Annotated in this window: 37 protein-coding genes; 7 read left to right on the top strand and 30 right to left on the bottom strand. The window is 56.0% G+C overall.

The genetic code is table 11. From position 1 onward, the window contains the following. Positions 1–29: 29 nt before the first annotated feature. From TU84_RS25280 to TU84_RS19330, 14 genes are all read right to left on the bottom strand, one after another. Entirely contained in the window at positions 30–545 is a 516-nt protein-coding gene (locus tag TU84_RS25280) for a hypothetical protein (protein ID WP_053225269.1), read from the bottom strand. 142 nt (positions 546–687) lie between these two features. Continuing rightward, a complete protein-coding gene (locus tag TU84_RS19270) occupies positions 688–1110 on the bottom strand; it encodes a phage tail terminator-like protein (RefSeq protein ID WP_048371851.1) in 423 nt (140 codons plus the stop codon). Then, entirely contained in the window at positions 1107–1679 is a 573-nt protein-coding gene (locus tag TU84_RS19275; protein ID WP_048371853.1) for a hypothetical protein, read from the bottom strand. The genes TU84_RS19270 and TU84_RS19275 overlap by 4 nt, the downstream gene beginning before the upstream one ends. Beyond that, positions 1679–2062, bottom strand: a complete 384-nt coding sequence (locus TU84_RS19280; protein WP_048371933.1) for a hypothetical protein — start codon at positions 2060–2062, stop codon at positions 1679–1681. The genes TU84_RS19275 and TU84_RS19280 overlap by 1 nt, the downstream gene beginning before the upstream one ends. 7 nt (positions 2063–2069) lie before the next feature. Then, positions 2070–2438, bottom strand: a complete 369-nt coding sequence (locus TU84_RS19285) for a hypothetical protein (protein WP_048371855.1) — start codon at positions 2436–2438, stop codon at positions 2070–2072. 39 nt (positions 2439–2477) lie between these two features. Next, the gene (locus TU84_RS19290; protein ID WP_048371857.1) at positions 2478–2828 is read right to left on the bottom strand and encodes a hypothetical protein; all 351 of its coding nucleotides are present in this window, start codon (positions 2826–2828) and stop codon (positions 2478–2480) included. A gap of 55 nt (positions 2829–2883) precedes the next feature. Further along, entirely contained in the window at positions 2884–4032 is a 1149-nt protein-coding gene (locus TU84_RS19295) for a P22 phage major capsid protein family protein (RefSeq protein ID WP_048371859.1), read from the bottom strand. A 77-nt stretch (positions 4033–4109) separates the two neighbouring features. Beyond that, positions 4110–4895: a DUF6651 domain-containing protein gene (locus TU84_RS19300; RefSeq protein WP_048371861.1), complete on the bottom strand. Its 786-nt coding sequence runs from the start codon at positions 4893–4895 to the stop codon at positions 4110–4112. Between the two features lie 162 nt (positions 4896–5057). Then, positions 5058–5309 carry a hypothetical protein gene (locus TU84_RS19305; protein ID WP_048371935.1) on the bottom strand — a complete coding sequence of 84 codons (252 nt, stop codon included), beginning with the start codon at positions 5307–5309 and terminating at the stop codon, positions 5058–5060. A 7-nt stretch (positions 5310–5316) separates the two neighbouring features. After that, the gene (locus tag TU84_RS19310; protein WP_048371863.1) at positions 5317–6429 is read right to left on the bottom strand and encodes a hypothetical protein; all 1113 of its coding nucleotides are present in this window, start codon (positions 6427–6429) and stop codon (positions 5317–5319) included. Next, positions 6430–7803 carry a DUF4055 domain-containing protein gene (locus tag TU84_RS19315; protein ID WP_048371865.1) on the bottom strand — a complete coding sequence of 458 codons (1374 nt, stop codon included), beginning with the start codon at positions 7801–7803 and terminating at the stop codon, positions 6430–6432. A gap of 2 nt (positions 7804–7805) precedes the next feature. After that, entirely contained in the window at positions 7806–9086 is a 1281-nt protein-coding gene (locus TU84_RS19320) for a terminase large subunit domain-containing protein (protein ID WP_048371866.1), read from the bottom strand. Then, complete coding sequence (locus TU84_RS19325) at positions 9031–9582, bottom strand: DUF2280 domain-containing protein (protein ID WP_048371868.1); 552 nt, start codon at positions 9580–9582, stop codon at positions 9031–9033. The genes TU84_RS19320 and TU84_RS19325 overlap by 56 nt, the downstream gene beginning before the upstream one ends. A gap of 31 nt (positions 9583–9613) precedes the next feature. Then, positions 9614–10237: a putative metallopeptidase gene (locus tag TU84_RS19330; protein ID WP_048371870.1), complete on the bottom strand. Its 624-nt coding sequence runs from the start codon at positions 10235–10237 to the stop codon at positions 9614–9616. Between the two features lie 74 nt (positions 10238–10311). On the opposite strand from TU84_RS19330, the gene TU84_RS19335 reads away from it, so the two are divergent. Further along, entirely contained in the window at positions 10312–10500 is a 189-nt protein-coding gene (locus TU84_RS19335; protein WP_048371872.1) for a hypothetical protein, read from the top strand. A gap of 343 nt (positions 10501–10843) precedes the next feature. On the opposite strand, the gene TU84_RS19340 is transcribed toward TU84_RS19335, so the two are convergent. From TU84_RS19340 to TU84_RS19410, 15 genes are all read right to left on the bottom strand, one after another. Then, positions 10844–11161, bottom strand: coding sequence for a hypothetical protein (locus tag TU84_RS19340; RefSeq protein ID WP_048371874.1), 318 nt, complete (start codon positions 11159–11161; stop codon positions 10844–10846). Next, entirely contained in the window at positions 11161–11532 is a 372-nt protein-coding gene (locus tag TU84_RS19345; protein WP_048371876.1) for a hypothetical protein, read from the bottom strand. Before TU84_RS19345 ends, TU84_RS19340 begins: the two co-directional genes overlap by 1 nt. Before the next feature lie 674 nt (positions 11533–12206). Then, positions 12207–12893: a hypothetical protein gene (locus tag TU84_RS19355; protein ID WP_048371880.1), complete on the bottom strand. Its 687-nt coding sequence runs from the start codon at positions 12891–12893 to the stop codon at positions 12207–12209. A 142-nt stretch (positions 12894–13035) separates the two neighbouring features. Continuing rightward, positions 13036–13362, bottom strand: a complete 327-nt coding sequence (locus tag TU84_RS19360) for a hypothetical protein (RefSeq protein WP_241486418.1) — start codon at positions 13360–13362, stop codon at positions 13036–13038. A 14-nt stretch (positions 13363–13376) separates the two neighbouring features. Then, the gene (locus TU84_RS19365) at positions 13377–14003 is read right to left on the bottom strand and encodes a recombination protein NinG (RefSeq protein ID WP_048371883.1); all 627 of its coding nucleotides are present in this window, start codon (positions 14001–14003) and stop codon (positions 13377–13379) included. Next, positions 14000–14275, bottom strand: a complete 276-nt coding sequence (locus TU84_RS19370; protein ID WP_048371885.1) for a hypothetical protein — start codon at positions 14273–14275, stop codon at positions 14000–14002. The genes TU84_RS19365 and TU84_RS19370 overlap by 4 nt, the downstream gene beginning before the upstream one ends. Continuing rightward, entirely contained in the window at positions 14272–14742 is a 471-nt protein-coding gene (locus TU84_RS19375; protein ID WP_048371887.1) for a hypothetical protein, read from the bottom strand. Before TU84_RS19375 ends, TU84_RS19370 begins: the two co-directional genes overlap by 4 nt. Further along, the gene (locus TU84_RS19380; protein ID WP_053225270.1) at positions 14739–15029 is read right to left on the bottom strand and encodes a phage protein NinX family protein; all 291 of its coding nucleotides are present in this window, start codon (positions 15027–15029) and stop codon (positions 14739–14741) included. The genes TU84_RS19375 and TU84_RS19380 overlap by 4 nt, the downstream gene beginning before the upstream one ends. A gap of 1 nt (position 15030) precedes the next feature. Continuing rightward, complete coding sequence (locus TU84_RS19385) at positions 15031–15843, bottom strand: ATP-binding protein (RefSeq protein WP_048371889.1); 813 nt, start codon at positions 15841–15843, stop codon at positions 15031–15033. After that, complete coding sequence (locus TU84_RS19390; protein ID WP_048371891.1) at positions 15833–16759, bottom strand: DnaT-like ssDNA-binding domain-containing protein; 927 nt, start codon at positions 16757–16759, stop codon at positions 15833–15835. Before TU84_RS19390 ends, TU84_RS19385 begins: the two co-directional genes overlap by 11 nt. After that, positions 16759–17628 carry a BRO-N domain-containing protein gene (locus tag TU84_RS19395; protein ID WP_048371893.1) on the bottom strand — a complete coding sequence of 290 codons (870 nt, stop codon included), beginning with the start codon at positions 17626–17628 and terminating at the stop codon, positions 16759–16761. Before TU84_RS19395 ends, TU84_RS19390 begins: the two co-directional genes overlap by 1 nt. 2 nt (positions 17629–17630) lie before the next feature. Continuing rightward, a complete protein-coding gene (locus TU84_RS26120; RefSeq protein ID WP_157403813.1) occupies positions 17631–18032 on the bottom strand; it encodes a hypothetical protein in 402 nt (133 codons plus the stop codon). Next, complete coding sequence (locus tag TU84_RS26125; RefSeq protein WP_157403814.1) at positions 18019–18444, bottom strand: hypothetical protein; 426 nt, start codon at positions 18442–18444, stop codon at positions 18019–18021. Before TU84_RS26125 ends, TU84_RS26120 begins: the two co-directional genes overlap by 14 nt. 20 nt (positions 18445–18464) lie before the next feature. Further along, positions 18465–19085, bottom strand: coding sequence for a hypothetical protein (locus TU84_RS19405; RefSeq protein WP_048371897.1), 621 nt, complete (start codon positions 19083–19085; stop codon positions 18465–18467). Between the two features lie 33 nt (positions 19086–19118). Further along, complete coding sequence (locus TU84_RS19410; protein ID WP_048371899.1) at positions 19119–19319, bottom strand: Cro/CI family transcriptional regulator; 201 nt, start codon at positions 19317–19319, stop codon at positions 19119–19121. Positions 19320–19424: 105 nt separating this feature from the next. On the opposite strand from TU84_RS19410, the gene TU84_RS19415 reads away from it, so the two are divergent. From TU84_RS19415 to TU84_RS19440, 6 genes are all read left to right on the top strand, one after another. Continuing rightward, positions 19425–20219: a LexA family transcriptional regulator gene (locus TU84_RS19415; RefSeq protein WP_048371901.1), complete on the top strand. Its 795-nt coding sequence runs from the start codon at positions 19425–19427 to the stop codon at positions 20217–20219. A 12-nt stretch (positions 20220–20231) separates the two neighbouring features. Next, a complete protein-coding gene (locus tag TU84_RS19420) occupies positions 20232–20438 on the top strand; it encodes a hypothetical protein (protein ID WP_048371904.1) in 207 nt (68 codons plus the stop codon). After that, complete coding sequence (locus TU84_RS19425; RefSeq protein ID WP_241486419.1) at positions 20435–20689, top strand: hypothetical protein; 255 nt, start codon at positions 20435–20437, stop codon at positions 20687–20689. Before TU84_RS19420 ends, TU84_RS19425 begins: the two co-directional genes overlap by 4 nt. A gap of 249 nt (positions 20690–20938) precedes the next feature. Further along, a complete protein-coding gene (locus TU84_RS19430; protein ID WP_048371905.1) occupies positions 20939–22072 on the top strand; it encodes an ImmA/IrrE family metallo-endopeptidase in 1134 nt (377 codons plus the stop codon). After that, positions 22069–22572 (top strand): DUF4411 family protein, encoded by a 504-nt coding sequence (locus tag TU84_RS19435; RefSeq protein ID WP_048371907.1) that lies wholly within the window; start codon positions 22069–22071, stop codon positions 22570–22572. The genes TU84_RS19430 and TU84_RS19435 overlap by 4 nt, the downstream gene beginning before the upstream one ends. Positions 22573–22659: 87 nt before the next feature. Next, positions 22660–22875 (top strand): hypothetical protein, encoded by a 216-nt coding sequence (locus TU84_RS19440; RefSeq protein WP_048371910.1) that lies wholly within the window; start codon positions 22660–22662, stop codon positions 22873–22875. Between the two features lie 485 nt (positions 22876–23360). Here the strand turns inward: TU84_RS19440 and TU84_RS26130 are convergent. Further along, positions 23361–23469: IS3 family transposase (locus TU84_RS26130; RefSeq protein ID WP_138762977.1), on the bottom strand; the 109-nt coding region annotated here is incomplete at its 5' end.

Below are 23469 nucleotides of genomic sequence, written 5' to 3' on the forward strand. Positions count from 1 at the left end.
AGGGCGGGTGGGATGGGTGCTATCGCTCTCTAATTGAGCAAGAGCGACGGCTGTATTTGTTCAGAAAGCGATTCGATTCGGGCTTCCAGTGGCTGTTTCTGGGATTGCCATTGCCGTAAGCCTCGCCCGCACAGACTGGCAACCGCTTTCTTTCCGCTGTACTCCAGCAGAGTCTGGTGAAATTCGGCTGTCAGCGTTCGCGCGGCTCCGACTTCGTTATCCAGAATATCCAGCACCTGGCGCCGAAACCGCTTGGCCCGCTCAGTCCGGGCAAACATGCCCAGCAGGTGAGCGCCTCGCAGGCTGAAGACGCGGACCTCTTGCTCGCCGCCGCGAGTGCGCATCTTGACAAGAGCTGTCATGGTCGACGTGAATTCATCTGCGTGCCGTCGATACAGGTCTCTAACGCGAGAATCAAAGGGGGTCGCAGTTTCATCACCCCCTTTGCCATACAGCGCAATCGCAACTTCAGCCAGAGTCAGGCAAGGCTGACCGCCATGATCCACAACCTTTAACTCGATGCCGTCAAAAATCAGCTTGTCCATAGTCATCCCCTACAATGCCCGGGATAAATCGGCCGCAGAAACGCCCCAGGGAAAGCGCTTTCGGATGCCTCCTATCTGCGACCAGAAACAGAAAGCCCCGGCAAATGCTAGGGCTTGAGCGATGCGAGCTATGCCGCTGAAATCAGCCGGCGCGGAACCGGATGTTCACGTTGATCTGATAGAAGCCTTCAAACTCGCCCGCATCGACCTGAGAGGCCTCTAGGCACTCAAGATCCCCGGACGACCAGTAGGCGAAGTGCGCTTCAAGCTGATCGGCCAGCTCGGTCAGGGCCTTGGTGCCGGTTCTTGCCCGGGCGAAGCACTGGATGCTTACCCGGCCCGGCTTGCGGGTGTAGGGCTTGTCGGCCATGCCTGCCATGAAGGCCGTGCCGTGCTGCACGTTGAACCGGCACCACAAACCGGTTGCGGGCGGCTTGAAAATGCCCGATTGATCGGTGTTTTTGGCCGGGTAAGGCGCGTTTGGGTAGAAAATGGAGTCCTGCTCAATACCGGAAAAGGCTTTCATGTGGCCGGCAAGTAGTGCGCGGATCTGCTCATAGGTCATCGGAACACCTCAGAAACGCTGATAAATGCCAGTTCGTAAACGCCGTCGGGCGCCTGAGTGGAGTGTCCATTCTCCAAGCGCTCGGCGTATGGCAGGTTGGTTTGAATAAACACTTGGGTGTAGGGTTTTATGCCTTCGAGCGCTGCCTGGCCCTTGCCCATGGTGATTGAGCCAGAGCGGTCAATTTCCGTTGTTACGGTGAAGTCTTCCGACCCTATGCTGACAATGTGACTACCCCGGAACCGCCCGCCCACATATCCCTTGCCGGCTGCCAGGTCGTTTACGAAGTAGTTCTGCGCGCGCTCTGCCTTGGTCAGCTTTTTGAATTTCTTCTTGCCGGTGTTCTCGGCGTTGCGGGCGTCGACGTTGGCGTCGTAGGCATCGGCCAGTGCGACGTTCTTTGCCCGGAAATCGATGTTGGTCTTCCAAAGATCGGGGTTGCCGACCGGCGAGCGCTCGATCACTTCTGTCAGCATGGCCAGGGCGATCGTTCTGACCTTGGTTTCCATTTCCTGATTGATCTGCTCAACGAATGCCGTGGGTGGTGTGCTCCAGCCGCTGTTAGCCATTAGACCTCCCGCAGGTGAATCTCGTAATGGGCGCCCACTGGATCAACATCGGGCTTCAGCACGTCATAGGTCGTCTGCTGGCCGGTCAACAAGTTCTTGGTGGTGATCTTGTGGCCGATCTGTGGGATGCCGGTTGTTTCGTTGGTCAGGGCGATCAGATTCTGGTCAGTGGCCTTGATGTTCACGCCGTCGACCAGTTCAACCTTGAAGGAATCGAGGATGCCGCGCCCTGAGTAGCTGATAACCACCGGTTCGCCGCCGGTTTCGGTAACCGGGTCCCACTGCTCACTGGGCAGCGTCACGCCGCCAGTGAACGAGTGCACGGCATCCGCCAGCTCGTTATCGAAAGCCTCAGCCAACTCAGCCTGTAACTCTTCGCGCATGCCCATATCAGCCTCTCACCATCTTGATTTGACCGCTTGAGGCCCAGGGCTTGATCAGGGACAGCGCGAATGCTTCACCTGCCGTAATTGCCTTTGAGCCTTCCGTGAACGACTTGGTGGTCGCCACAGAGCCTGCTTTCACAGAGGTGGTCGTGACCTCCCGCCCCTGCGCCGCGTAGAGATTCCCTTGCGCCGCTTCTCGGGCAACTTCGGCCCCGGCCTGGATGATGGGCTTGGGAACCGGCCTGATATTTGGCCGGACGCGCTCATCAAGCCAGGCGTTTGCCATCAGTACCGCCCGAGACTTCTTGTCTTCGGTGGTCCAGTCTGGCCCGAGGGCGCCGTCTACGTCTGCCACGGTGATGTAGGCTGCCATTGGGCCTCCGCTTGAATGGATGGGGCTGTGGCCCTGGTGTTACGCCTTCGGCAGGTCTTCAACTTGCCAGCCAAGCCGCTGATGATCTTCAAGGCAAGTTGGGTGCACATAAAGCTCTCCGGCACCTTGCTTGACCTTGACAAGGCCGCTGTAGTCCGGCTCATCTTCTTTGGTTTTCGGATTTGATTTGGTTACGCTGGCGGCAGCTTGGCCGGAAGTAAGCTGCGCATTTGCTGCTTTCAAGTTCAGCGCATCCTGTGCGCTCTTGGCCCAATCAGCGCGCTCCTGCTCTCCCAGCTTGTCGAAATCCTCGACACTAAGACCGCTCAACTCAACCGCCTTATCACGCAACGCTTTTACTGCTTTCTGCTCTTTCGTCAGTCCTGCCATTTTTTTCTCCAGAAACAACGCAAGGGCCGAAGCCCTCGGTTGTCGTCATGATGTGTTAGCCCAGCAGCAGGCTGATGTGTTCGTCCTTGATGGCTTTGCAGCCCCAAGCCAGGCGGACGTGGTAGGCGGTCTGCAAGAACTGGCGGTAAACCGCGATCTCAAAAGACAGGTTGGTCAACGGGTCGGTGATGGTGATCACGTCGTCCGCAGAGTCGCCGCCGTCCGGCATTGCTGGAGCGCGTGTTGCCAGCACGATAGCTGATCGGGCGAAGGCCACGTTCGCGGTGTACGAATTACCCAGGGTCAGAGCGTTGCCCGTCGGGATTGTGATCTGCGCGCCCGGCTTGTTCAGCCTGATGGTCCCGGGCGCAGCAACACCTGAACCCACCACGTACTTATTGCCGTCGTCTGCCGCAAAGGTGGCGATATCGCCAGCCAGTACTGTACCTGTGCCGGTTGCCAGCGCCACGGAGCTTGCGCCGACGGCCGTGGAACCGCTGGTGACGTAGGCGGCGCCGGTGCCCTTAACATGGCGGCTCACCTGGTGAGAATGACGAATCGCCATGTTCATGATGCGGTCGGTCATGCCGTTACGCAGCATATCGCTGGACCCGGCTTCGTTAACCTTGAACAGGCCGGACTGCTTTCCACGCATGTTGCCGATGGCGGCATGACCCAACACCAACTGCAAGTCGTTGGTAGGCGCACCGTTCTGCTCCAGGATGCCCAGTACGCCCGCGAAGTCCGAAAGATCGGCAGCGGTACCAAATGGAGTGGTGCCGGCAGTGCCGTAACCGCGAGAAGCCTTGCGGTAAGCCTCTAGCCAGAGATCCTTTTCGATCTCATTAACCAGAGTTCGCATCGCCTGATAGAAGCGGTCAGCCTGGATTGTCGAGAAGGTCCCGGCGTTTTTCAGGCCTTTGGTTTCCTCACCGTTCCAGCGAACCGGTACGTGCTTGCTCTTGGTGATGGCGACTGCGACGTTATCGACAACAGCGTCACCGGTATCAGGCGCAGTCACGCCCGGAACGTTGTCAGCAGCGGCGGCTTCAGACGTGATATGCACCAGCACGTTTTGGCCGATAGCTGCACGAGCAACAGACGAGTCGCGAGATACGGCCGGAATGAAACCGGTCAGCTCACGAGAGATAACGTCCAGCGCCTCATAGAGGTCAGGAACGAGGTTGTTCAAGGTATTCGCCACGGGCGTTCTCCATATATGAAAAAGCCCGCAATAGCGGGCTGTAGGGTTGGTGCTGGGGTTCGCCCAGCGGCTTAAGGTCAGTCAGTGACCGTGCCGCCGCTTCGTGCGTGAGCGGCTTTAGCGGCCGGGTCAAGCGCATCGAATGCAGCTCGGGGTAGAGACTTTGCCCCGCCGCCATTGCCACCACCTTTAGCCCCGCCGCCAGTAGCGCCAGAGCTCTTCAGGATGTTTTCGCGGTGCGGGTAACGCTCAACGAGCGACTCAAGAGCCTCATCGAAGTCGGCCAGTTCGCCTGGACGGGTGCGACTGTAAATTTTGTTGCCGTCATCGCCATAGGCGACGACCTTGCCATCTTCAACTTTGAAGGCCTTGCCGAAGGTGTTTTGCAGCATGTCTGGCGGTACGGCGATTTTGTCGCTCACGAACTTAGAGCGACCGAAAGCACCGCCGATCTTCTCTTGATAGAGAATTCCGGTGGTGGTATCGCGCTCAGCTGTGACCGCCTTCACCTGATCGGTAAGCGTCGATACCTGGGCCTTGAATTTTTCTTCGGTGGCCGCGATAGCGGCGGCTTTGATCTCCTCCACCTTGCCCGCCTGAACAAGCTGGCCTGCATCAAGGTTTGCAACCGTTGCCAATGCGGCGCGGGCCTTTTCAGGGTCTTCGATACCTTCAAAGGCTTTGGCTCTAGCCTCTGCCGCCTCTTTAGCTTCGCGGTGCCCCTTGGCTTCGGAGTTCAGTGCGGTGATTTTGGACACCGCCGAAGGGGCGTCAAACGGCACATCCTTACCGTCATCATGGGTGTAAACCGGCTTGCCTTCCTGAACAACCACATGGCCTTGTTCGTCGAGCTTGAGTTTCATTTTGAGTCTCCGGGCATCCGCCCATTTGATGAGCCATCCGGCCCGATGCGGCGCTATCCATCCGGAATCGCGCCCATAAAAAAACCCCAGCGAATGCCGAGGCTTGAATTTTGGGTATGAAAAAGCCCGCACCAGGCGGGCTCTGGTGTTTCTGGTGCAGGATTAGGTCAGCACAACCCGCTCACCCAGCATGAAGCAAAGGGCACACAGCAACTGTTTGGTTCCGCCGACGGCTTTGCCATCCTTGTACATCATGCCGATTTTGGTCTGAATCACTTCAGCGCCGCCGCATCTGTGGCAGCGGATCATTGATGGCGGGCGCGGCATGGCGCGCAGACGCTTCATCGCCTTTTCCTTTGGCGTGTCAGGCGCGGGCGTTCCGTCGATTACGTGGAATTTCGGTTTATCTGTCATGTGGCCATCATAGCCCAGCTTTGACGAACGCTGCAGCATCCCTTTCGCGCAACTCTTTGAGCGTGAGGAACTTCCCTTTGTCATTGTAGAAGTCGCCCGGCTTCAACCCGCCGTCGCGCAACAACTTGGCCCGGTTGGGGCCGAGTATCTCGTCCTGCCTTGCTGCGCTCTGCCCTTCCAGCCATTCGCCGTAGGACGTTGATCTGGGCACCTGGCCGTCCATGCTTGCCCTAGTGCTCTCTGGCAGCCCCTTGGACAGTCTCAATTCTTCCCAGCCCTTAATGATCGGGGTCGAGGTGCTGCGACAGCAGAAGTGAATGCGACCCGGACCACTGAGCCACGGCACCTGGTGCCCCACCGGCTGGTGAGTGTCGTTCGTGTAGATCAGCCGATCACGAAGCCTGCACTCTTCAGAGGTTTTGTTATCCAGGGTGCTGAGCCACGCCACCTCGGAGATCAGATCGCCATTGGCCTTGTAGTGCGCGTCCCTCGCGCCCTGCGCCGTATGGCTGATAGCCGTCCTGACCACCGCCTCAACGTCCTTGCGGCTGCGATTTAGCAAACCGTCAGCGTAGCCTTCCTCCTTGACGCCCATCACCCGCCGGACGATCTGCTCGGTCGTCTGGCCTTCGGTCATGCCAATTCTGATGCCGTTTCTGATTCGGGCGGCGCGCTCTTTCTCAAGATCGCCCATCCACTCCTTCAGTAGCTTGCCTTGGAATGGCCTTGCCAAAGCAATCTGGCGCGCTTGGGCAAGGTTGACCGTGTTCAGGGAGACCGTTACCAGCGCCTCTTGAGGAATGATCGCGGTGAATAGCGCCTTCTGATAGCCGATTTCGTAGGCCGCCAGGTCGCTGACCACTTCAACCATAGCCTCACCGATCGAGGCATAGATTGACTTGTTCAACTCCAGCACCGAACCAAGTACGGCATTCATTCGCTGCACCGTGTAGGTGTCGGTACCGGCCTTCATAACAGCCTCGATCAACAGCTTGCGAAGGTCCGCATCTACGCTGTTGAGCAGGGAGACCATTTTGCGAACCTCGGCATTGCTGAGGTGCTGCAGGTCAACCGCATGGCCGATTGATGCTGACTGTAGGCGCTCGTTAACCGTTGCCATTTACATGCTCCCCAGTGCTGGCCCCTGCTCCTCGATTCGCGCCCTTTCATCAGCCCAGTCGAACTCATCGCTGATCACGCCACGGCGCTGCATTTCAGAGAACAGCGTTTCATGGCTCAGCAAGCTTGAGTTGGCCATGTTGATGAGGCTTGGAATGCTGGTTTCAGGCGCGTAGTCGATATCGAAGTTACCTTTGATCTCGACATGACCACCTTCCGGCAGGTTGCGATAGTTGGCCATGAGCTGAAACATCTGGGCGATGCAGTCAGCAAAATGATGAGCCATGCGCATCAGCGGGCTTGTCTCTTGGCTCGCATCTTCCTGCGCCTGGGTCGCCGTCTTCGTTCCTGACTGATCCTTGCGCAACAGCTTGGCGCCGGCCATTCGCATTTCGTCGATCAAGTCCAGCAGCGATTGGCGGCCCGCTTCGATAGCCTTGCCGCCATGCTCGACGAACTTCATGTCAGCATTCATTGGCAGCACGGTTGCCGCTCCGGTACCCACGACCAGTTGGAACGGCAGTAAATTACCGTTGCTGTCATGGTTCTGAGTCGGGCCAATCACCGCCAGCATTGGCACGCGGGCGACATGCAGGATGTTGTCCTGATCGCTCTGGCTCTGCCAGTGTTTGATGTTCAGGTGCGCCAGCTCCATCATCAGGGGCTTTGCGCACATCATGCCTACACGCTTGGTGTAGAACGTCACAAGCGGGATCACGTTAAGGCTTGTAACCCCCTCATCGTGCACAGCGTGCCCCTCCTTGGTCTTGCGGTAAATCTTCCAGGTGCCTGGCTCAAGGACACGCACCTGCTCAATAATTTTGACACCAAAGTCACCGTCATCCTCGGTTACGGTCTCAAGGTAGCGAAACTGAGTCAGCTTGGTACCGTCATCGCGCCAGCCGAGAACCTGCATGGGATGGATCATGACGACATAAGGGCGAAGCCCCGCGGCATCCTCTTCGGCCTTGGTGCGAACACCGTCGGCCTTCGGATACTCAACCAAGGCGTGACTCAATCCGTAGGAGAGGCCTACCCGGAACCAGTTGACGCCCCAGGCGCTCAGGTCGTTGCCTTGGCGGTCAATGTCCGATGCAAACTCTTTCAGCTCGTCCGGTATGTCATCACCGAGCTGAATAGGCTCTGCAAACACCCGGTCAGTCATCGACACAACGGTTTCCGAGTAGGCCGGGAACAGCGTGGCGACACCCAGGCGCGTGGCGTAGGCCTCGTCTTCTTCGGCTGGATGCTTGGGCAACAGGGCTTTACCAGCTTTACGCATGGCCAGCGTGCCGCCCATCAAAGGCTCAGTGATGGCCCATTCGGCACGCATCGCCTTGATTGCGTCGGATACGGCGAATGGGTCATTACTCATGGCTAGATTCTCAAAGGTTGGACGGTTGCGATGCTGTGAATGATCGGGAAGCGCTGCACTACGAAGTAGCCAAAGGCGTCCGCCGGGTCTTCCGTGCCGTCTTTGGCGGGCTCCCCGTGTTCGTTGTAAGCCTGCTGCTCAAGCACCTGGGTTGTGTGCGGGCACTTGTCGGTGTTGACCAGCAGTTGGCGCTCACCTGCCCCATTGAGGAATTGAGCGTTAACGGCCAGTACGCGATCGCGCACGAATGGGTTGGATGGGTTCACCTGCACGTTAAAGCCCGCCTGGCGCAGCAGCGCGTGATCAGACTCTGAGCCGTTGACGCTTTTGCGGTTCTTGCCGCTGGCATCGGGATAAATCGTGATGCTGCGCCCCGGGTAGCGGGCCTTGATTGCTGAAACCATTGCCGGGGTATCAAAAAGCTTTGTGATCTCATCCAGCATCAGCGCCTGACCGCCACGCAAAACGAATACGCAGGCCGCCATCCGGTTGATGTTGAAGTCCATGCCAATGTGCAGCGCCTCACCCGGGCGAATAGTCTCGCTTGTGTGGTTGAGGCGCCGATCGAAGTTGGGATAAACGTTGCCTGACGTCAGGTTAACGAATAGCCCATCGATGTAAGCGTCTACAAGGTTGGCCGGGTACGACTTGCGCAGGGATGCGATGTAATCCTTGGGCAGGTTCTTGGCGTTCTGCCGCGTACTGGCATGCACAATCCCGTACAGCGGGCGTTGCTCAGGATCTTCGGATAGCTCCCTGACAAACTTGCGGTATACCCAGTTAAACCCCTCTGGCGTCGTCGTAACGTCAATAGTGTTCTGATCGCGCCCAGGCCAAACAGTCGACATACGCGCAATGATCTTCTTCCAGGCGCTGTCAGCCTTCTTGATCGACATACAGTCGATCTCATCGACCAGAGCATGAGCAATGTTAAAGCCCACGATCCGGTGCGGGTGCTCCATGCTCTTGCAGACAATTGTCGACAGGCAACGACCCCGGTTGTCGCGCAAATATACGCGCCGCTTGCTGGGAACAACGTCAGCGAACAACCCGAAGGCCTCGGCAACACCCGGCATGGTGTCGTAGAAAATGTCAGTGATCTGCGGGTAGGTCGGAGCAAAGTAGCCCTGCGGGATACCTGGGTGTTCCAGTGCGTTGATGCACATGCGGACGCAGCCCACAAAGGTCTTGCCGCTACGATAGCCACCCACGAACGCTGAAAACTTCTTAGGATGCTTGATGAACTCGAACTGCGGCTTGTTCAGCTTCAGGGTCGCTTGCATCTTCTACCCCGATGATGACTTGCTTGGGCTCTGGTAAGCCCTTGTTCGGGTCTTCCAATTCGCGCTGAAGCTTTTGAATGTTCAGGCGCTTGATTTCGTCGTCGAGAGATCTGTCCGGCTCGACTCGACGATTCACGTAAAGGTCGCCCACCTCTTTGGCGGCCTGCTCCAGTAGCTGGGCAGTCAGCGCCATGTTCCTCATGCTTTCGGCCTTCTCAGCCATTCGCCCAAGTGTGCGCAACCGATAGGCACGGTTGGCGATCGGAATCTCGGCCGTCTCTTCGCGGAAACGCTTGCGGGTGTCGTGGAACAGGGTTACCCACTTCACCGCTAAACCCTTCCCCGCGACCTTTGTTGGGTCATGGGTCTCGACCTGCTGCCGAGAAACCACAACCCCGTATTCGTTCTTGACGGCCTCAACGACCTGAGAGGGAGTGTCAAAGCACGCCAAGGCCTGAACGATGAAGCTCTTCACCTCATTTTTCAGGGCTGCCATAAGTTTCCATCCGTCTAAAGCCTGTCAAGATTCAGGCCGACTTGAGCAGACAGGTTCCGCAGGCCCTCGCAATGTTCAATTTCCCCACCTCAGCAGGACTGTTTGCAGCATCCACCAACGCTTGAACGTCAGGGCTTGCACCGTAGCGGCGGACCACACCGACGAACTCTTCGACGTCGTGGCCCTGCAGCTTGATCTTGGGCGCGCCGTCTTGGGTGAATGCTGGTTGACCGTACTTGTCGGTCGCGTGAGCCAGGTGATACAGCTCATGTTCGATCAGGGCACAGAACTCAAGGTCGCTGCACTGGGCGCAGTAGTCGGCAGCAAGGGTGATGATGAAGGCCGGCACATCACCGAACCAATCACGCATCTGTTGTTCCATCCGTGCTTTCTGCCAGCCACCAGCACGGAACGCTACCTGCTCAGCCTGACCCAGAACCGTTCGGCCTTGCTTCTCAAAGCACGATGACGCCCACATCACGCGGATATCTGCATCCAGGAGGTGGGCATGGTCTGGGTTGTGAATGCTGCCGGTGTCGGCGAGGATTTCGGCTTGGAGCCAGTCCCATACTTCTGGCGCGGGAGTCAGGCGGATTCCGAAGTCGGATAGGTCTGACAGTTCGAGCAATGACGCTGGGGGATGTGGCCTATCCATGTATGGCCTCGCACCTGTATTGTGGGGAGTCCTTCGCACTTGAAGGACCCCAAATGCCAGCAAGGAAGTGACTTATGAGAAATTTTGACGTTGTGCCCGGCATATCTACCACCACCGGCGGAAAACTACCCAATGGTGAAATTATTGAGACCATTACTAAACGGTACAAGATTCGAAATAACCACACCCTAGAGGTGCTGCCAAAGCTCTACGAGTCTTATGAGGAAGCGCAGAGCGAGTGCGACAGGCTTAATGCTGAATAATCACACTTGCCGCACTCACCTGCGGCACACCTACCCTTCCCCGCGCAAGAATGAATTTCTCTGCTCTGTTATGACCCACCATGCGATCAAGCGGCGGCAGACTTACCCCACCAGCCGATGGCAACGGCATTGCACGGCCTGTTGCGCGCAAAGGGTGGACGGATAACAAGGCACCGGCCTCGGCGACCAGTACCTTTATCATTGGTAAAGCCACGGTCAACCAATGGCGCGCCAGCAGCCTGGCCGCACTTGGCGAAGTACAGGCGACCTATGCAGATAGTGTTCATTGCCGAAACCTCCATATGCGCGCCACGATTTGGCGCATTCGAAAACGTGGCGCGGATTACTGCGAAACCCGGTTGAGGGCTTCGTCCGCTTTGTCAGCAGCTTGCGCGGCAGTAGTTGCGGCCTTCGATGCCTTGTCAGCTGCGGTGCCGGTCTGGCGAGTCAGCTCTTCCAGGCGCTTGTCTCGCTCGATCATTGCCGCGTCGTAGGCCCTGCGAATTTCCTGCACCTGGCTGTTCTGCTTTTCGGCTAGGCGCCAGTCAGCGGCCTGATAGCCCAGCACAGCACCGCCACACACCAGCACGACGGCAATGGCCCAGACCTCAGTCCGGCGCCACCAGCGGCGGGCGATAAATTCCAGCGAGCATCTGTCCATTAGGCGCCACCTCCCAACTTGGTGCGCAGGCGGTGGATTTCGTCGCTCTGAAGTGTCACGCGTTCGGTGAGCTGGGCGACTTGACCGGTCAGCGCTTCGATCTTGCCTTCCATGCGGCCAACGGCTGCGGCAAGGTCGTTTCGCTCTTTCGCGAACTGGTCAGCGCGAGCCTCAGCCTCTTTGCGGGCGGCGCGCTCCTGGTTTAGCAGTTCGTTCAGGCGCTTCAGCGTGCCGATATCGGCGCTGTCCATTGCGCGGTCTGCCGCATCCTTGGAAAGGAATCGGCGCAGCCAAAGCAGGCCGCCGAGAATGACCGTGGCACTACCGCCCAGCCAGGTGGCTGTGCCTGGGCCGAGATCGGTAGGGTCCATCGTTGCTCCATCGAGAAAATGGCCGTCTGGCCAGTGCAATTGATTCAGTCTCGGCAGCACTCCCAGCTCAGAGCAGTGGGTGTGGTGGGGCCGAAAACGAAAAAGCCCAGCGGGAGGGCTGGGCTCAGACTCTTTTAGTTGGATGACTGCCGACTGTGATGCCAGTAGATATATGCAAGGCCGATCGGCGCAATGAACAGAGCAAGGAACCAGCACAGGAGCATGGTGAAAACTTTCACTATGAGCATCAGCAGTGCATTCACGAAGAACACATTCTTCCCAACTATAAACCCGACAACGCTCTCATAAACAAATCGCGAATATGGATACAGGAGTGTGCACACTACAGCTAGAGACAAGGGGCCTAATCCTAGCCCGCTTGGGGATTGCGATTTTACATATACGAAAAGCGCGGCAAACAATGCCCCAAAAAACAACTGCCGGATATAGTAGCTCGGGGTCAGCCCACCAAAACTCATAGCAAAAAACTGTCGCATAAGATCCTTCTCAAGTCCTGAAAAACAGGGCGCCGACTTTACCAGCCCTGCCTCACCTTTCAAGGTGTCTAAAAAACAAAACCCGGCGCCATGGCCGGGTTTAGGTTTCTGTGTGCGTTTCGCGTTACTTGTGCACTATGGGAAAAGTACGCGCAAAACCCCGTCATGTCAATATTTTTATGCCGCTTCTTGATCTTTTTCCGCGTGAATCAACTGCCAAATCGGCTGCTGCGCCTGAATATCCACTTCCTTAACCACCTCTTTCAGGGATTCCCACAGCCCTTGCCAGTCACGCGTCCAGTTCTTCGGGTCAATTGTGATCCCAAAGAAGTCCTTGATCTCGGCTGCCACGCGGGCTGGCCCCCACTCTGCGGCGCCATGCACTTCGCCCTTGTATGACTGCAAAGCCATCGGGACCAGGTATTGAGCTTTGGCCCGCTTGACCGAGGTAAGACCCGGCAACTCTGCCTTGGTATTGATCAGCAGTACCGCATTCATCAGGTGTCGCACATTCATGACCGGATGGTAGAGGTAGTGGCCAAACTGCTGGACTTGGAATGGAAGCGTGTCGATGGCGCGCAGGACTTTGCCGATCATGGCTAGGTGCGCAGCGCGTGCGGTAGATCGCCCGGCGGATGTGCGCCGGGTTTCGCTGATGCTGATGCGCTGCCCTGGAACGGAGAAGCGCCCGGCCTCCTCCCCCTTTTCGCTCCCCATGGCTGGAAACTGGGCATCACGCTTGCCAATTCGCCGACCAGTCTTCAAAGGTGCCGATTCTGCCCGATCGATGGCTACAGCGCTGATTGACGCGTTCGACTCATGCTGAGCCTCTGTCCAAACCTGTCTTGCGTTGACTAGTTTCATGCTGCTCCCCCCTCGGTAGGCTTCTTTTTGCGCGATACGAAATCTTTGTAACTGCGGTTCCTGCGGCTCTCGGCGACCATAAGACCGGCGACAGAGAAGACGACGAACCCCACCAACAAGCCGATCATCAAGTTGTTTGCTGTCATGCCGCAGCCCTCGGCCAGATGTTCAAATCCTTTTTTTCGCCCGCGTCATAGCAGTTGCGAGCCCGGTTGTGTCGTTCGTTCCAGCGCTCAACCGCGATCCGCATCACGTCAGCCACCTCAAGGTCGTAGATTTGCTCGAAGGTGCCGAGCGTGCAGGTATTGATGTTTGGGCCCTGTGCGCCGCAGTCATGGCACCAGACATGCGCCTCGTAGGCTTCGTCGCAGTCTTCGTTCTGCTTGTGGCCCTCGCCCAACTCTTCCTTGGTGATCCAGTTGAGCGCAGTGATGCAGGGCGGCCCTTCGCAGAACGGGCAAGGATTCATCTTGATTGGCTCAATCACGCTGCTACCCTCTTCAGTTCACGGGTCTTTGCCCGGTATTCAGCCTTGATGGCCTTGATTTCTTCGATGGTGTACTTGCGCACGCTCTGATCAGCCTCTAGTGCGTCAACTGCTTCCTGGCCAATGCGAGCAATCAGGCCGATTCGGTAATCCACGGCATTGCCCGACAGAAACCGGTTGTCCTGTTTGCTTTGAGCGTGGCAATTGCGCTCGTCAAACCTCAGGTGAGGTGCGGAGCCAACGCTGCGGTAATGACCTGCATCTACCGCGTTGCCGCTCCAGTCCAAAGGCTTGCCGCTGGATATGCAGGGGTGTCCTGCTGCCTGATCCCGTGCGCGGATAAACTCGTTGAACGCCTGCTGTGCTTCGCGCATGTGTTCGCCGCGGGACTTCAGCTTCTCCTTGCGGACCTTGATCTCGCGGCGACCAACATCCGCCAAAGCCTTCTTAGCAGTCGCCTGCCCTTTCTCGGACTGGCCGTAAGCAATGGCGCATTCGATTTCCCCGCATACAGCCTGACCATTACGCGCCGGAGTGAACATGACCCGGCACGATGGACAGCGCTTTCGACGTTGGCCGCCGGACTTGAGCGGGGTTTTCCGCTCTAGTGGGGTGCGTTTCATACGACCTCCCTGGCTTTCTGCTGCTCATGACTGAAGTCGCCGCGCAGGGGCATAAAACATTTAGGAGAACCCCAGCACTGATCCGTCAGCTCTGGAGCCCCGGAAAATTGATTCAATCCCACGAGGCTTTCGCCCCCGACACGAATCGGATAATCATCGACGGCTGGACTATCAACCTCGACGACTTCAACGCACCGGCCGATGTTTTCGGCGCATTCAGGGAGAGCTTTGACAATGATCACTATATCGCCCGGCTTGAAGTTATGGCTCATGCGGTCTCCTTGCTCAGCAAGTCGGTGAACACCACACCCAATTCAGTAAAGTGAGCGGCGATGCGATCGGTGTAGGCCACGCCTTGGGCGCGATTGAACAGGCGAGTTACCGGGAAGCCATCCGGGCCAAACAACGGGTTGCCGCCCATAAGGTCGAGCTTTTCCTCGTAGCTCAGATGACGCATGGTCCGGTACCAGGCCGCGCGGAAGTCTTCGTCCTCGTTCAGCAGGATCTGCACACCAAAGTGCAGCTTGCAGTAGCGGCGGGCGTCCTCGATGTCGCCGATCTGGGTCATTTCGGCAATGCGCTTGTACATTCCGAACCAAAGAGCGTTTTGATCCAGCGTGCGGTCTTTGCCGGGGCGCAGAGACACGACCACGTACTTTTTCTCCCGGTACATGATGGTCAGGCAGGTGATGGCTTCAGAGAGTTTGGCCTGACAGTTGACGCTGATCTTGTCCGTCATTGCCACTTCTCCCCGCGCTCAGGCTTTGGTCTTCCAACATCAAAAAAGAACCCAACGCAGCCGACGTAAGCAATCAGCGGGCCGCCCTGATTCCAGTCACTGGATGGTCGATAGCCAAAACCTTCTGCAGCACCACGAACGCTGACACTTGTGAACACGCCCTTTGGGCTGATCACTGAGCGGCCATCACCTTCAGGGTCAACCCGATATCCTTCCGCCATTGCCACAGCCCAATCAAGAGCCGCGCCCGACAGGTCTTGCGTCTTCACTTCTACGAATTCGGTCATGTCAGAACCCTTCCTTGCCGCGCTGCGACTCCCAGTTGAACGGAACAACGATCAAGCCACCCTCGCGCAAGCGATCAACGCAGCGCTCCCCCATTGCGGCCGGCAACTGACCGGCAGACAGGTTGGTAATCACCACCGTTGGGCGCCGCTGCTCGTACCGGCCGTTGATGATCGCGAACAGAGTGGTTAGCTCGAAATCGCTCGGGCTTTCCTTGCTCACGCCGATCTCATCCAGAACCAGCAGATCGGGATTGACCAGGCTGGACAGAATGTCCGACTCGGATCGCTCGCTTTTGCGGTCGAATGTCGCCTTGATGGCCTGCAGGACGGCGCCGACAGTGCGGTACACGGCTGTGCGTGGGGTTGTGTGCAGCAGCGCGTTCGCGATGGCTGCGCCCAAGTGGGTTTTGCCAGTACCAGGCTTACCGATCAGCACCATGCAGCGCCCTGTTTCGTACATCCGGTCAAACTCAGCGACGTAGTGGCGGCAGAACTTCAGTGCGTGGCTCTGTTCGCCATGCTCGACGCGGAAGTTGTCCAGGGTGCTGCCTTGGAAGCGCAGCGGGATAAGCGCATCCCCAAGCTTGCGGGTCAGGGACAGGCGTTGTTCGTACGCGGCAGCGGCCTGAGCATTGGCTTCACGCTCGGCGGCTTCGGCGCGCAGGCACTCAGGACAACCGCCCTTAAGCTCGCGGTTCAGGATCACGGTTACCTTCTGCTCGAAAGGCCCGTGTTTCTCGCAGTCGGCTGGCTGGGTGCGGACGTTGGTGCTCGTAACGGTGTCCGTGATTGGAACGATTTTTTCAGAGCGCATAGGTACCGTCCTCCCGCTGGATCAAGCCGTCGGTGTAGTCACGTTCGGCAAAGCCGGTGTGGCGGGACTGGGGTTCACGTTTCGGGAATGGACGGACGTTACTGGCGCGGTTCTTGTCGTCCTTGACCCACTTCACCAGCAGCGATACCCACTTGGACTGAACCTGCAACAGGCCGGTGGTTTCATGGTGGGCAGTGAACGGAGCCACGGCCTCCTTGGTGAACAGGTCGACCGATACGCCGAAGTGCACGCAGTAGGTTTTCAGGAGGTTGGCGTCAGGCATCCAGTCCAGGGTCATTTCGACCGGGGCCTTTGGGTCGACAGGCTCTGGCTCTTTTTCTGACTCGGGCTCGGGCTGCGAGTTTTCTTCGCCCGCAGAGAGAGAGTGGTTTTGATTTTCCTGATTCGGAGAAGCAGTGATTCCGGAATCAGGAATCAGGATTCCACAATCAGGAATCAGGGCGTTATCTAACGATGGGTTAACGGGCTCTAACGGTGGTTTAACGTTAAAAGCTTGTTCGCCTACGAGAACCTTCCGTTGAGAGCCGGCTACAACAACGTTCTTTTTCCGTTCGTAAACAGTGAGATACCCGTTAATGTCAGGGAGAACGCTATCTTTTTCAGATCCGTGTGGGCTCTGGTGCTTTTGGAAGTTGATGATTTCAATGACCGAGAAGCCAGCCACCTGATAGCGAGAAATGAAGCCAGCAGCGGCCAGGCGATCAAGGCCGGCATCCACGTCGTAGTCGTCGCATGGGAACAGTTCGATCTTTATGCGCTTTACGCGATCCTCAAGGCGCCCTTCCCGGTCAGCCAGGCACCACAGGCCAATGAAGGCCAGACGGTCGAAAGCAGGCAGCTCAACAAGAAGCTCGTTGCTGAAAAGGCCGGGTTTGATATTGCGTGCACGGGCCATTACTTGGCTCCTTTGCCGATCAGGTCGGCCAGTTCAAGGAAGCGATCTACGTACCAGTGAGGCTGCGTTTCACGGGGGCATTGAGGGCTTGTGAGGTTTTTGCCGTATTGCAGGCCTTTGTCAGTAACGCCCCAGAACTCCACGGTTTCCCGCTTTGAATTCAACCGAGTCAAAGTTTTCAGGAAGCCATGGGTAGCCAGGGCGCGGTTGAATGCAGCGGCTGTGCTGCTGATACCGTTTTCCTTGATGAGAGCGGTCACGGCCTTGGTTGGCATCGAACTGCCGCCAGTAGCGTCAGGAGCGGCGTCAATGGCGTAGCCAGGGAGAAACTTCGCGTCCAGTCCGTTGTTGGCGGCAATCTGGGCCAGCATCATCATTTTGCTGGAGGGGGCAGGTTTCAGTAGGCGGTCGAAGCACTCCAGGATTGCCAGTTCGCCGACGATTTTTGCGTTGTTGGTTGGCTGAGGCGCGGTGTAAGCGCCCGTCTTGCGAATGCTGGGCAGAACTTCGCCCACCACCCACTCTTCGAATTGCTCGGCAGCCGGAAGCTTCGACTTCATCACCAGCCGGTAAAGATCCCGCTCAGGGATGATCTGCACGGCGCGAACCTGTCCTCCCATTTCGGTATGGCAGGTGCTCACAGCCTTGCAGTGGGCGTTGATTGCCTTGGAGGTGTTGGAGTAACCCAGCGCCTCGGCAATGTCCTTGGCTATAAACCAAGGCTCGCCGGTTCCTTCGTCAATGACGCGAACGGGGAAGCCATGAAAGTCAAATGGCGTGACCCGCTTAATCCGCGCCACGTTTTCAGATTGTGAAAAACGTGGCGCGGGATTGTTGGGGCTATTGCCGGTATTTACTGAACTGTGCATAATCAGCTCCAGGATTTAGCTGTAAGTGCTGCACAAGAAACCACCATTGCCCGGTGGTTTTTTTGTGCCCACGATTTGGTGGTGCGGGTGAATTTGGTGTCCGGCGCATCCGTGATAGCTTTTTGCTTCCACACGAAAAGGCCCAGGAGGCCGGACATATGAGCTTCACGACGAAAAGGGTTAACTACGAGGTTGAATGGCGGGATCGCCTTGATGACGCCCTTCACAAAGCACTTCCAGAGGGAGCGACTGTTAGCGATAGAGAGAGAAGAAATGCCGCCTACGACGCCTACCCTGGATACTTGCTCTTCTGCTTTTGCGAGAAGTACCGGCAGAAACACGCCACTCACTGGCAAGCCTTTGAGGGTTTCATCCCGGCTCAGCTCTACCTCATTGAGAAGCATCACTGGCTCCCCGATCAGGCTTTTGCACTGAAAGAAGAGCAGCTTCTTCTTTTGCTTCACCAGGAATTGGTTGAGATGCGACTTCCTCAGTCGGCATATCAAAAGCTTCTTGATGACTTTGCGTATCTTGAGGTTGGAGGTGTGCGCCTGAATCCGCCTGAGGATGCAGATCGCGCATAGCCCGGTAATCCGCCATGGACTGAGTGATATGGCGGATTCGCTCAAGCTCTGATTCCAGCGCCTTAATTTGCTCGGCAAGGGGAAGATTGGTTGGCCAGATAACAAATGGCTTGCCGGGCGAATCGAGAGCTGCAATCCCCGCCAAGATTTGGCCGGCAGCCTCGACCGGAGAGCCGGACGCACGCGCCGCAATGGCTTGGACTGCGATTTGACGAATACTTGTTTCGAGCATGTTTTTTCTCCGAGTCAAATTCAGGCTATGGATTTCAAAGTTGGCCGGCCCGCAGCCGCTATCAACTGCTCGGCCTTGCGCCCCAACTCCCCTGCCTTGGCTTCAACTTGGCGGCACTGCTCAGCGAACTTCGGCAAGAGCGGCAGGTCTTGCTCGCACATAACCTGGTCGTCGAATACTTCGCTGCCGGTGTTGATCACGTCGCCAAAGGCACGGATGAGTGCGCCGAAGCTCTTGTTCGCGCACTGGTCGTCGGTCATCTGGCGGGCGCCGGTCAGGCCGTAGCGGCTGGCAAGCTCGTTAACGCAGTTATCGCGATATTCAGGCTCAAGGGCGCTGACCCATGATTCTTCCAGCCATGACGGCATTTCCTGATCCCCTGACAGCCAGCGCTGAACGCGCTTGAGCCAGCGGCCGGTCGCCTTCACAAATTCGCCTGCGTTACTGGTGAGTTCCGGCGAATTGAAGTCAGGAACGTCCTTCTTGGACGCTCTCTCAGGAATGGCCAGGTGAAGCTCATGGCTCAGCGCCTGGGCAAAGTCGTCCTGGCTCAGGCTGGTACGAGCAATCTGGTTGGCTGCATGCGCGACCAGAACCTGATCACGGGTTTGCGCTGTGTGTCTGGGACTGGACGTTCGCATGGGGTCTGCTCTCTTTTAATCTGTCTTCAATGGTTAGCTGGCGAGGCGTTGTATCTGGGCGGGGAAAGGCTTGATCTCTTCGGCCCGGTACTTGCCGTCGCCAAGGCTGATGACATAAACCTCACGCTCAACTCTGAGAGCCTTGCTAATGGCGCCCTGAGTCATGCAAAGCGCCTGCGCGGCCTTCAACTGCCCGACCTCGGAGACAAATTCTTTTAGTGATGTGCGTTGCATACGGATCTCTCCTACGTGATGCATGAGCAAGTATTACCGCCGGTAGTTCTTAAGTCAATACCGCCACTATTAGCCTTGAATTACCGCAGGTAATAAGATTCTTTTATGAGTAAAAACACACGAAAACTGCCGCTTACAGAAGAACAGCTGCTCGAAAGTGATCGGCTGAAGGCTTTATTTGAAGGCAAAAAAAAAGAACTTGGGCTAACCCAAGAAAAGATCGCGGCTGAATTGGGTGACGGTGTCACTCAGGGCGCTGTTAGCCATTTCCTTAACAGGCGAACGGCCCTCAATTTGGAAGCTGCCGTGGTGTTTGCTCGCCTGCTCAAGGTTCCAGTGGCCGCGTTCAGTGAGCGTCTGGCTGCGGACCTTGATCGGCTGCGTGACGGAACTCCCGGGCTTAGCAGCCCTGCTCCAGAAACTCCGGCGGTTAAAGATGAGGTGGCGTCTCGTGACCACCAGGGTGTCGATCTTGAGAAATACACATTCATCGACCAGTACGATGCGCGGGCCGCTGCTGGGCCTGGCTACGAAAACCAGCATTTCGCCCTGCGTAATACCCTGGCCTTTAAAACTGACTGGCTGCGTGCAAAAGGCGCCAAGGCTAAAAATCTCAAGGTGATCTATGCGCACGGCGAAAGCATGTGGCCAACGATCAGTGATCGCGACATATTGCTGGTTGATGAGTCGTGTTTAGAGCCTGTCGACGGCCAGATTTTCGTCATGGGCACCTTGGATGGCGATATCGTCAAGCGCCTGATACAGACCGAATACGGCGATTGGATCATCTGTAGTGACAACCCGGACAAAACTCGGTACCCGGATAAAGAGCTTTCTGAAGAAGAAATCAACGAGCACCGCTTGTTAGGCCGTGTCATCTGGCGAGGCGGCGACCTGTAGGAGCCCTACCCCATGCAAAACGCACCTGGCACTGAAGGCATAGCCAAGTCATACGAAAACCTGCATGACCACAGCCAACAAATGCGGGTTAAAGCATGGGTACAGATTCAGGCGGGCAACCTAGAGGAAGCTGAAAAGCTTCTGTTCTTGGCCGATAAGTATGATCGGATGCTGGTGAAGGTGCTTGCGCGGAACCATTCGGTTTGGAGGTGCCCTTGATATGGAGCAAATCATGGGGCTCTACTAAACCAACGCAAGAACTGCGGCGCGATCTGAAAGACATCGCGCACCTACTCATGTGGTCTGCCGTCGATCTGATGCAACTGGCTGCGCTGCTGTCAGAAGCAGGGCTTGAGACTGAAGCGCTGGAACTGGTCAAGAAGCTGGAAGCCTTTAAGGATGCAGAGGACAAGCTGGCGGGCTATATAGATGAGGTGAAGACAGGACAGATCACGAGAGCTAAGCCCTAGCAGCTGCGCGATTTGCTGGGATGGTGTTTTGGTTCGTGCGGTTGAAATTGGTTGTCGGCCGATTAATAGGGTGAAGGCTGGTCAATGCTTAACATGCGGACCAGCATCTAGCAGAAAGCTCGCGGTGCTCGAGTTGCGCGATGAACGGACTGACTCATCGGTGACGAATCGCTTTTAGAGGCCGTCTATGTCGCGTAGAGTCAGATCCATGCTAGGTGTTTGTGTAATGTCTAATGAAAGGTTTCGCACATGGAAGCGCTAATCAACCCAGAAATACTGCGATGGGCCCGCTCGAGGGCGAGAATCAGCGCGGGCACGCTTGCGAAAAGTATCGGTACAGCTGAGGATAACGTGCTTGCTTGGGAAGACGGAGCTAAACGACCTTCTTTTAACCAGGCCATGAACTACGCGCATCATACCCACATCCCTTTTGGGTATCTTTATCTGACAAAACCGCCTGTTGAAGACCTGCCTCTACCCGACCTTAGAACCGTAAACGGTCGAGAGCCAAGCTATAGTCTCGCTCTCAGAGACACAATTCGCTGGGCGATGGAACGACAAGATTGGTATCGTAGCTGGTTAACTTCCCAGGGATATGAGAAAAACGAAGTAGTTGGCATCCTAAGTATTAACGATGGAATTCCGGCAGTTGTGATTAGCATGCGGGAGAAGTTGGGAATACCTGAAATGCCTAAGCGCGGAACTTTCGATGATTATTTTTCTAAACTGGTTCAAAGCATAGAAAGTATCGGGATTCTGGTCATGCGCAATAGTATTGTAAACAACAATACGAGTAGACCTCTATCGATTGATGAGTTTCGCGGCTTTGCGATGAGCGACGCTCTAGCTCCTGTAATATTCGTTAATACTGCCGACTGCCCCGAGGCTCGACTCTTTACTCTTATCCACGAGCTTTCGCATATCTGGATTGGAAAGTCTGGCGTATCTGACGCAGAGCCACAAACACACAATAGAGAAGAAATATTCTGCAATGCCGTTGCCGCTGAACTGTTGGCGCCAGAACGTGAGTTTCGTATTGCCTGGAAGCATTTTGAGGACTGGAAAGATAACCTCCCTTTCATCACACGGACATTCCATGTCAGTGAGTGGGTGATTGCTAGGCGCGCATTGACGCTGGGGTTCATCAACCAAGCTGATTACAGTAATTTCATTGGTGGCAAAATAGCAGCGCATAAAGCCAGAAATAAAGATGGAGCTCCGCCCTACTCGCGACTACAGACTGCACGAATCAGTAAGGCGCTTGCCAAAGCCGTGGCAAGTGAGGCATTGAGTGGTCGCATGCTATTCAGGGATGCCTCTAGGCTGATAGGAATAAAGCCACACAAGATTTCTGAATATTCTAAGAAGGAACTTGGATTTTGAGCTACCTGCTAGATGCAAACTCTTATATACAAGCCAAAAACGCTCACTATCGAATGAATTTCTGTCCTGGCTTTTGGGATTGGCTCGATACGACCTTTCAATTAGGACAACTATCGAGCATAACCATGGTATACAAGGAATTGTCCGACTATGGTGATGAACTATCGGATTGGGTAAAGATTCGTCACGCGCAGTTCGATACAATTGACGACAAAGATACTCAGGAGTTTTTCGGGCGAATTGCCGAGCATGTAATGAATATGAAACTCCCTACGGACCCTGAAAAAATTCGTTTTTTAGGTGGTGCAGATCCTTGGTTAATTGCAAAAGCAGCCACGACCGGTAAAACCATTGTGACTCATGAGGTTTTAGCCCCAGACAATAGCAAAAAAATTAAAATTCCAAATATTTGCAAGCATTTTGATGTTAACTACATCACATCATTCGACCTACTGGACGTACTCCAGGCTAGGCTTGTTATCGAAAGGCCTCAGGTTTAATTGAGATGCGCCAAGCCCGGCCCAGCGCCGGGCTTCTTGTATCTGGCCTCCTGCTACGCTGCAGGCATTTCCTCTGGAGTCAGCCCCATGCCTACGCCCCACTCCCTCCCAGATATCCTTGAGCGGATATACGAAAACCAACTCGCCCTTGAGGCTGCCATCATGGAGCTTTCTCTTTGGGTCGCAGAACAGGGCGGTACGCAAGCGGACGAAAATGTACGCGGCTCACTTGAGACAATCGGTGAGAACGCTGGTTATATCAAGCAGGGCCTGGCACGACTTAAGGCACTGGGATCAAATTGAAGCCCCTACCTCTTCGACCTAAGACCTCCTCCCCGCGTATGGTGGCCGCACGCAACTAGTGGTAAGGTCCAGCCCTGATTTAAAAAGGTGGCATGTGGTGATGGAAAGATAGTGGTCGGCTTGTCGTGGACCACACTTTTCACATCTTTCACGCTTATTACATTAGCAGCCACATGCCAACCTTCCACCCCTCTAAGTCAGTACCTAATAATGCACAGCTGGAAGAAAATCGCCCTTACTGAAAGCCTTGAGCAAAGCCTTCCAGGACACCTCGTAGATTGCGTTTTGATCAATGGATGGACAGCGACCGTTTTCGTCAGGCAACCCGAGCATGGCTCGTTGTTTTGTACGACTGGCATCGACTTGGCCAAACTTGCAGACAGCTCAAGCGTTCATAAGCTTGCCGAGGAACTAGTTTATGAAGTCTATGCTTCTCGGAGAGAGATGGTTGGCTAACGAGTCGATCCTGAATCGCCCCGGGTTTCCTAGACACTCTCCAGGCTCGCTGCGTAACGCTTTTCAAACTCTACCGGTGACAGCTGATTGTTGAAACTGTGGCGTCGTTTTGGGTTGTAAAACATCTCGATGTAATCG

The organism is Pseudomonas helleri (assembly GCF_001043025.1).
GTDB classification, from domain to species: domain Bacteria; phylum Pseudomonadota; class Gammaproteobacteria; order Pseudomonadales; family Pseudomonadaceae; genus Aquipseudomonas; species Aquipseudomonas helleri.

Excerpts from the sequence above, each read along its gene's own strand:
- TU84_RS19285 (WP_048371855.1), bottom strand. The coding sequence starts at position 2,438 with ATGGCAGCCTACATCACCGTGGCAGACGTAGACGGCGCCCTCGGGCCA.
- TU84_RS19440 (WP_048371910.1), top strand. The coding sequence starts at position 22,660 with ATGCCTACGCCCCACTCCCTCCCAGATATCCTTGAGCGGATATACGAA.
- TU84_RS19315 (WP_048371865.1), bottom strand. The coding sequence starts at position 7,803 with ATGAGTAATGACCCATTCGCCGTATCCGACGCAATCAAGGCGATGCGT.
- TU84_RS19300 (WP_048371861.1), bottom strand. The coding sequence starts at position 4,895 with ATGAAACTCAAGCTCGACGAACAAGGCCATGTGGTTGTTCAGGAAGGC.
- TU84_RS19320 (WP_048371866.1), bottom strand. The coding sequence starts at position 9,086 with ATGCAAGCGACCCTGAAGCTGAACAAGCCGCAGTTCGAGTTCATCAAG.
- TU84_RS19390 (WP_048371891.1), bottom strand. The coding sequence starts at position 16,759 with ATGGCCCGTGCACGCAATATCAAACCCGGCCTTTTCAGCAACGAGCTT.
- TU84_RS19405 (WP_048371897.1), bottom strand. The coding sequence starts at position 19,085 with ATGCGAACGTCCAGTCCCAGACACACAGCGCAAACCCGTGATCAGGTT.
- TU84_RS19340 (WP_048371874.1), bottom strand. The coding sequence starts at position 11,161 with ATGGACAGATGCTCGCTGGAATTTATCGCCCGCCGCTGGTGGCGCCGG.
- TU84_RS19335 (WP_048371872.1), top strand. The coding sequence starts at position 10,312 with ATGAGAAATTTTGACGTTGTGCCCGGCATATCTACCACCACCGGCGGA.
- TU84_RS19415 (WP_048371901.1), top strand. The coding sequence starts at position 19,425 with ATGAGTAAAAACACACGAAAACTGCCGCTTACAGAAGAACAGCTGCTC.
- TU84_RS19310 (WP_048371863.1), bottom strand. The coding sequence starts at position 6,429 with ATGGCAACGGTTAACGAGCGCCTACAGTCAGCATCAATCGGCCATGCG.
- TU84_RS19355 (WP_048371880.1), bottom strand. The coding sequence starts at position 12,893 with ATGAAACTAGTCAACGCAAGACAGGTTTGGACAGAGGCTCAGCATGAG.
- TU84_RS19360 (WP_241486418.1), bottom strand. The coding sequence starts at position 13,362 with ATGAATCCTTGCCCGTTCTGCGAAGGGCCGCCCTGCATCACTGCGCTC.
- TU84_RS19380 (WP_053225270.1), bottom strand. The coding sequence starts at position 15,029 with ATGACCGAATTCGTAGAAGTGAAGACGCAAGACCTGTCGGGCGCGGCT.
- TU84_RS19410 (WP_048371899.1), bottom strand. The coding sequence starts at position 19,319 with ATGCAACGCACATCACTAAAAGAATTTGTCTCCGAGGTCGGGCAGTTG.
- TU84_RS19305 (WP_048371935.1), bottom strand. The coding sequence starts at position 5,309 with ATGACAGATAAACCGAAATTCCACGTAATCGACGGAACGCCCGCGCCT.
- TU84_RS19270 (WP_048371851.1), bottom strand. The coding sequence starts at position 1,110 with ATGACCTATGAGCAGATCCGCGCACTACTTGCCGGCCACATGAAAGCC.
- TU84_RS19280 (WP_048371933.1), bottom strand. The coding sequence starts at position 2,062 with ATGCGCGAAGAGTTACAGGCTGAGTTGGCTGAGGCTTTCGATAACGAG.
- TU84_RS19325 (WP_048371868.1), bottom strand. The coding sequence starts at position 9,582 with ATGGCAGCCCTGAAAAATGAGGTGAAGAGCTTCATCGTTCAGGCCTTG.
- TU84_RS19375 (WP_048371887.1), bottom strand. The coding sequence starts at position 14,742 with ATGACGGACAAGATCAGCGTCAACTGTCAGGCCAAACTCTCTGAAGCC.
- TU84_RS19385 (WP_048371889.1), bottom strand. The coding sequence starts at position 15,843 with ATGCGCTCTGAAAAAATCGTTCCAATCACGGACACCGTTACGAGCACC.
- TU84_RS19275 (WP_048371853.1), bottom strand. The coding sequence starts at position 1,679 with ATGGCTAACAGCGGCTGGAGCACACCACCCACGGCATTCGTTGAGCAG.
- TU84_RS26125 (WP_157403814.1), bottom strand. The coding sequence starts at position 18,444 with ATGCTCGAAACAAGTATTCGTCAAATCGCAGTCCAAGCCATTGCGGCG.
- TU84_RS19370 (WP_048371885.1), bottom strand. The coding sequence starts at position 14,275 with ATGAGCCATAACTTCAAGCCGGGCGATATAGTGATCATTGTCAAAGCT.
- TU84_RS19290 (WP_048371857.1), bottom strand. The coding sequence starts at position 2,828 with ATGGCAGGACTGACGAAAGAGCAGAAAGCAGTAAAAGCGTTGCGTGAT.
- TU84_RS19395 (WP_048371893.1), bottom strand. The coding sequence starts at position 17,628 with ATGCACAGTTCAGTAAATACCGGCAATAGCCCCAACAATCCCGCGCCA.
- TU84_RS19420 (WP_048371904.1), top strand. The coding sequence starts at position 20,232 with ATGCAAAACGCACCTGGCACTGAAGGCATAGCCAAGTCATACGAAAAC.
- TU84_RS19345 (WP_048371876.1), bottom strand. The coding sequence starts at position 11,532 with ATGGACCCTACCGATCTCGGCCCAGGCACAGCCACCTGGCTGGGCGGT.
- TU84_RS19430 (WP_048371905.1), top strand. The coding sequence starts at position 20,939 with ATGGAAGCGCTAATCAACCCAGAAATACTGCGATGGGCCCGCTCGAGG.
- TU84_RS25280 (WP_053225269.1), bottom strand. The coding sequence starts at position 545 with ATGGACAAGCTGATTTTTGACGGCATCGAGTTAAAGGTTGTGGATCAT.
- TU84_RS19365 (WP_048371883.1), bottom strand. The coding sequence starts at position 14,003 with ATGAAACGCACCCCACTAGAGCGGAAAACCCCGCTCAAGTCCGGCGGC.
- TU84_RS19330 (WP_048371870.1), bottom strand. The coding sequence starts at position 10,237 with ATGGATAGGCCACATCCCCCAGCGTCATTGCTCGAACTGTCAGACCTA.
- TU84_RS26120 (WP_157403813.1), bottom strand. The coding sequence starts at position 18,032 with ATGCTTCTCAATGAGGTAGAGCTGAGCCGGGATGAAACCCTCAAAGGC.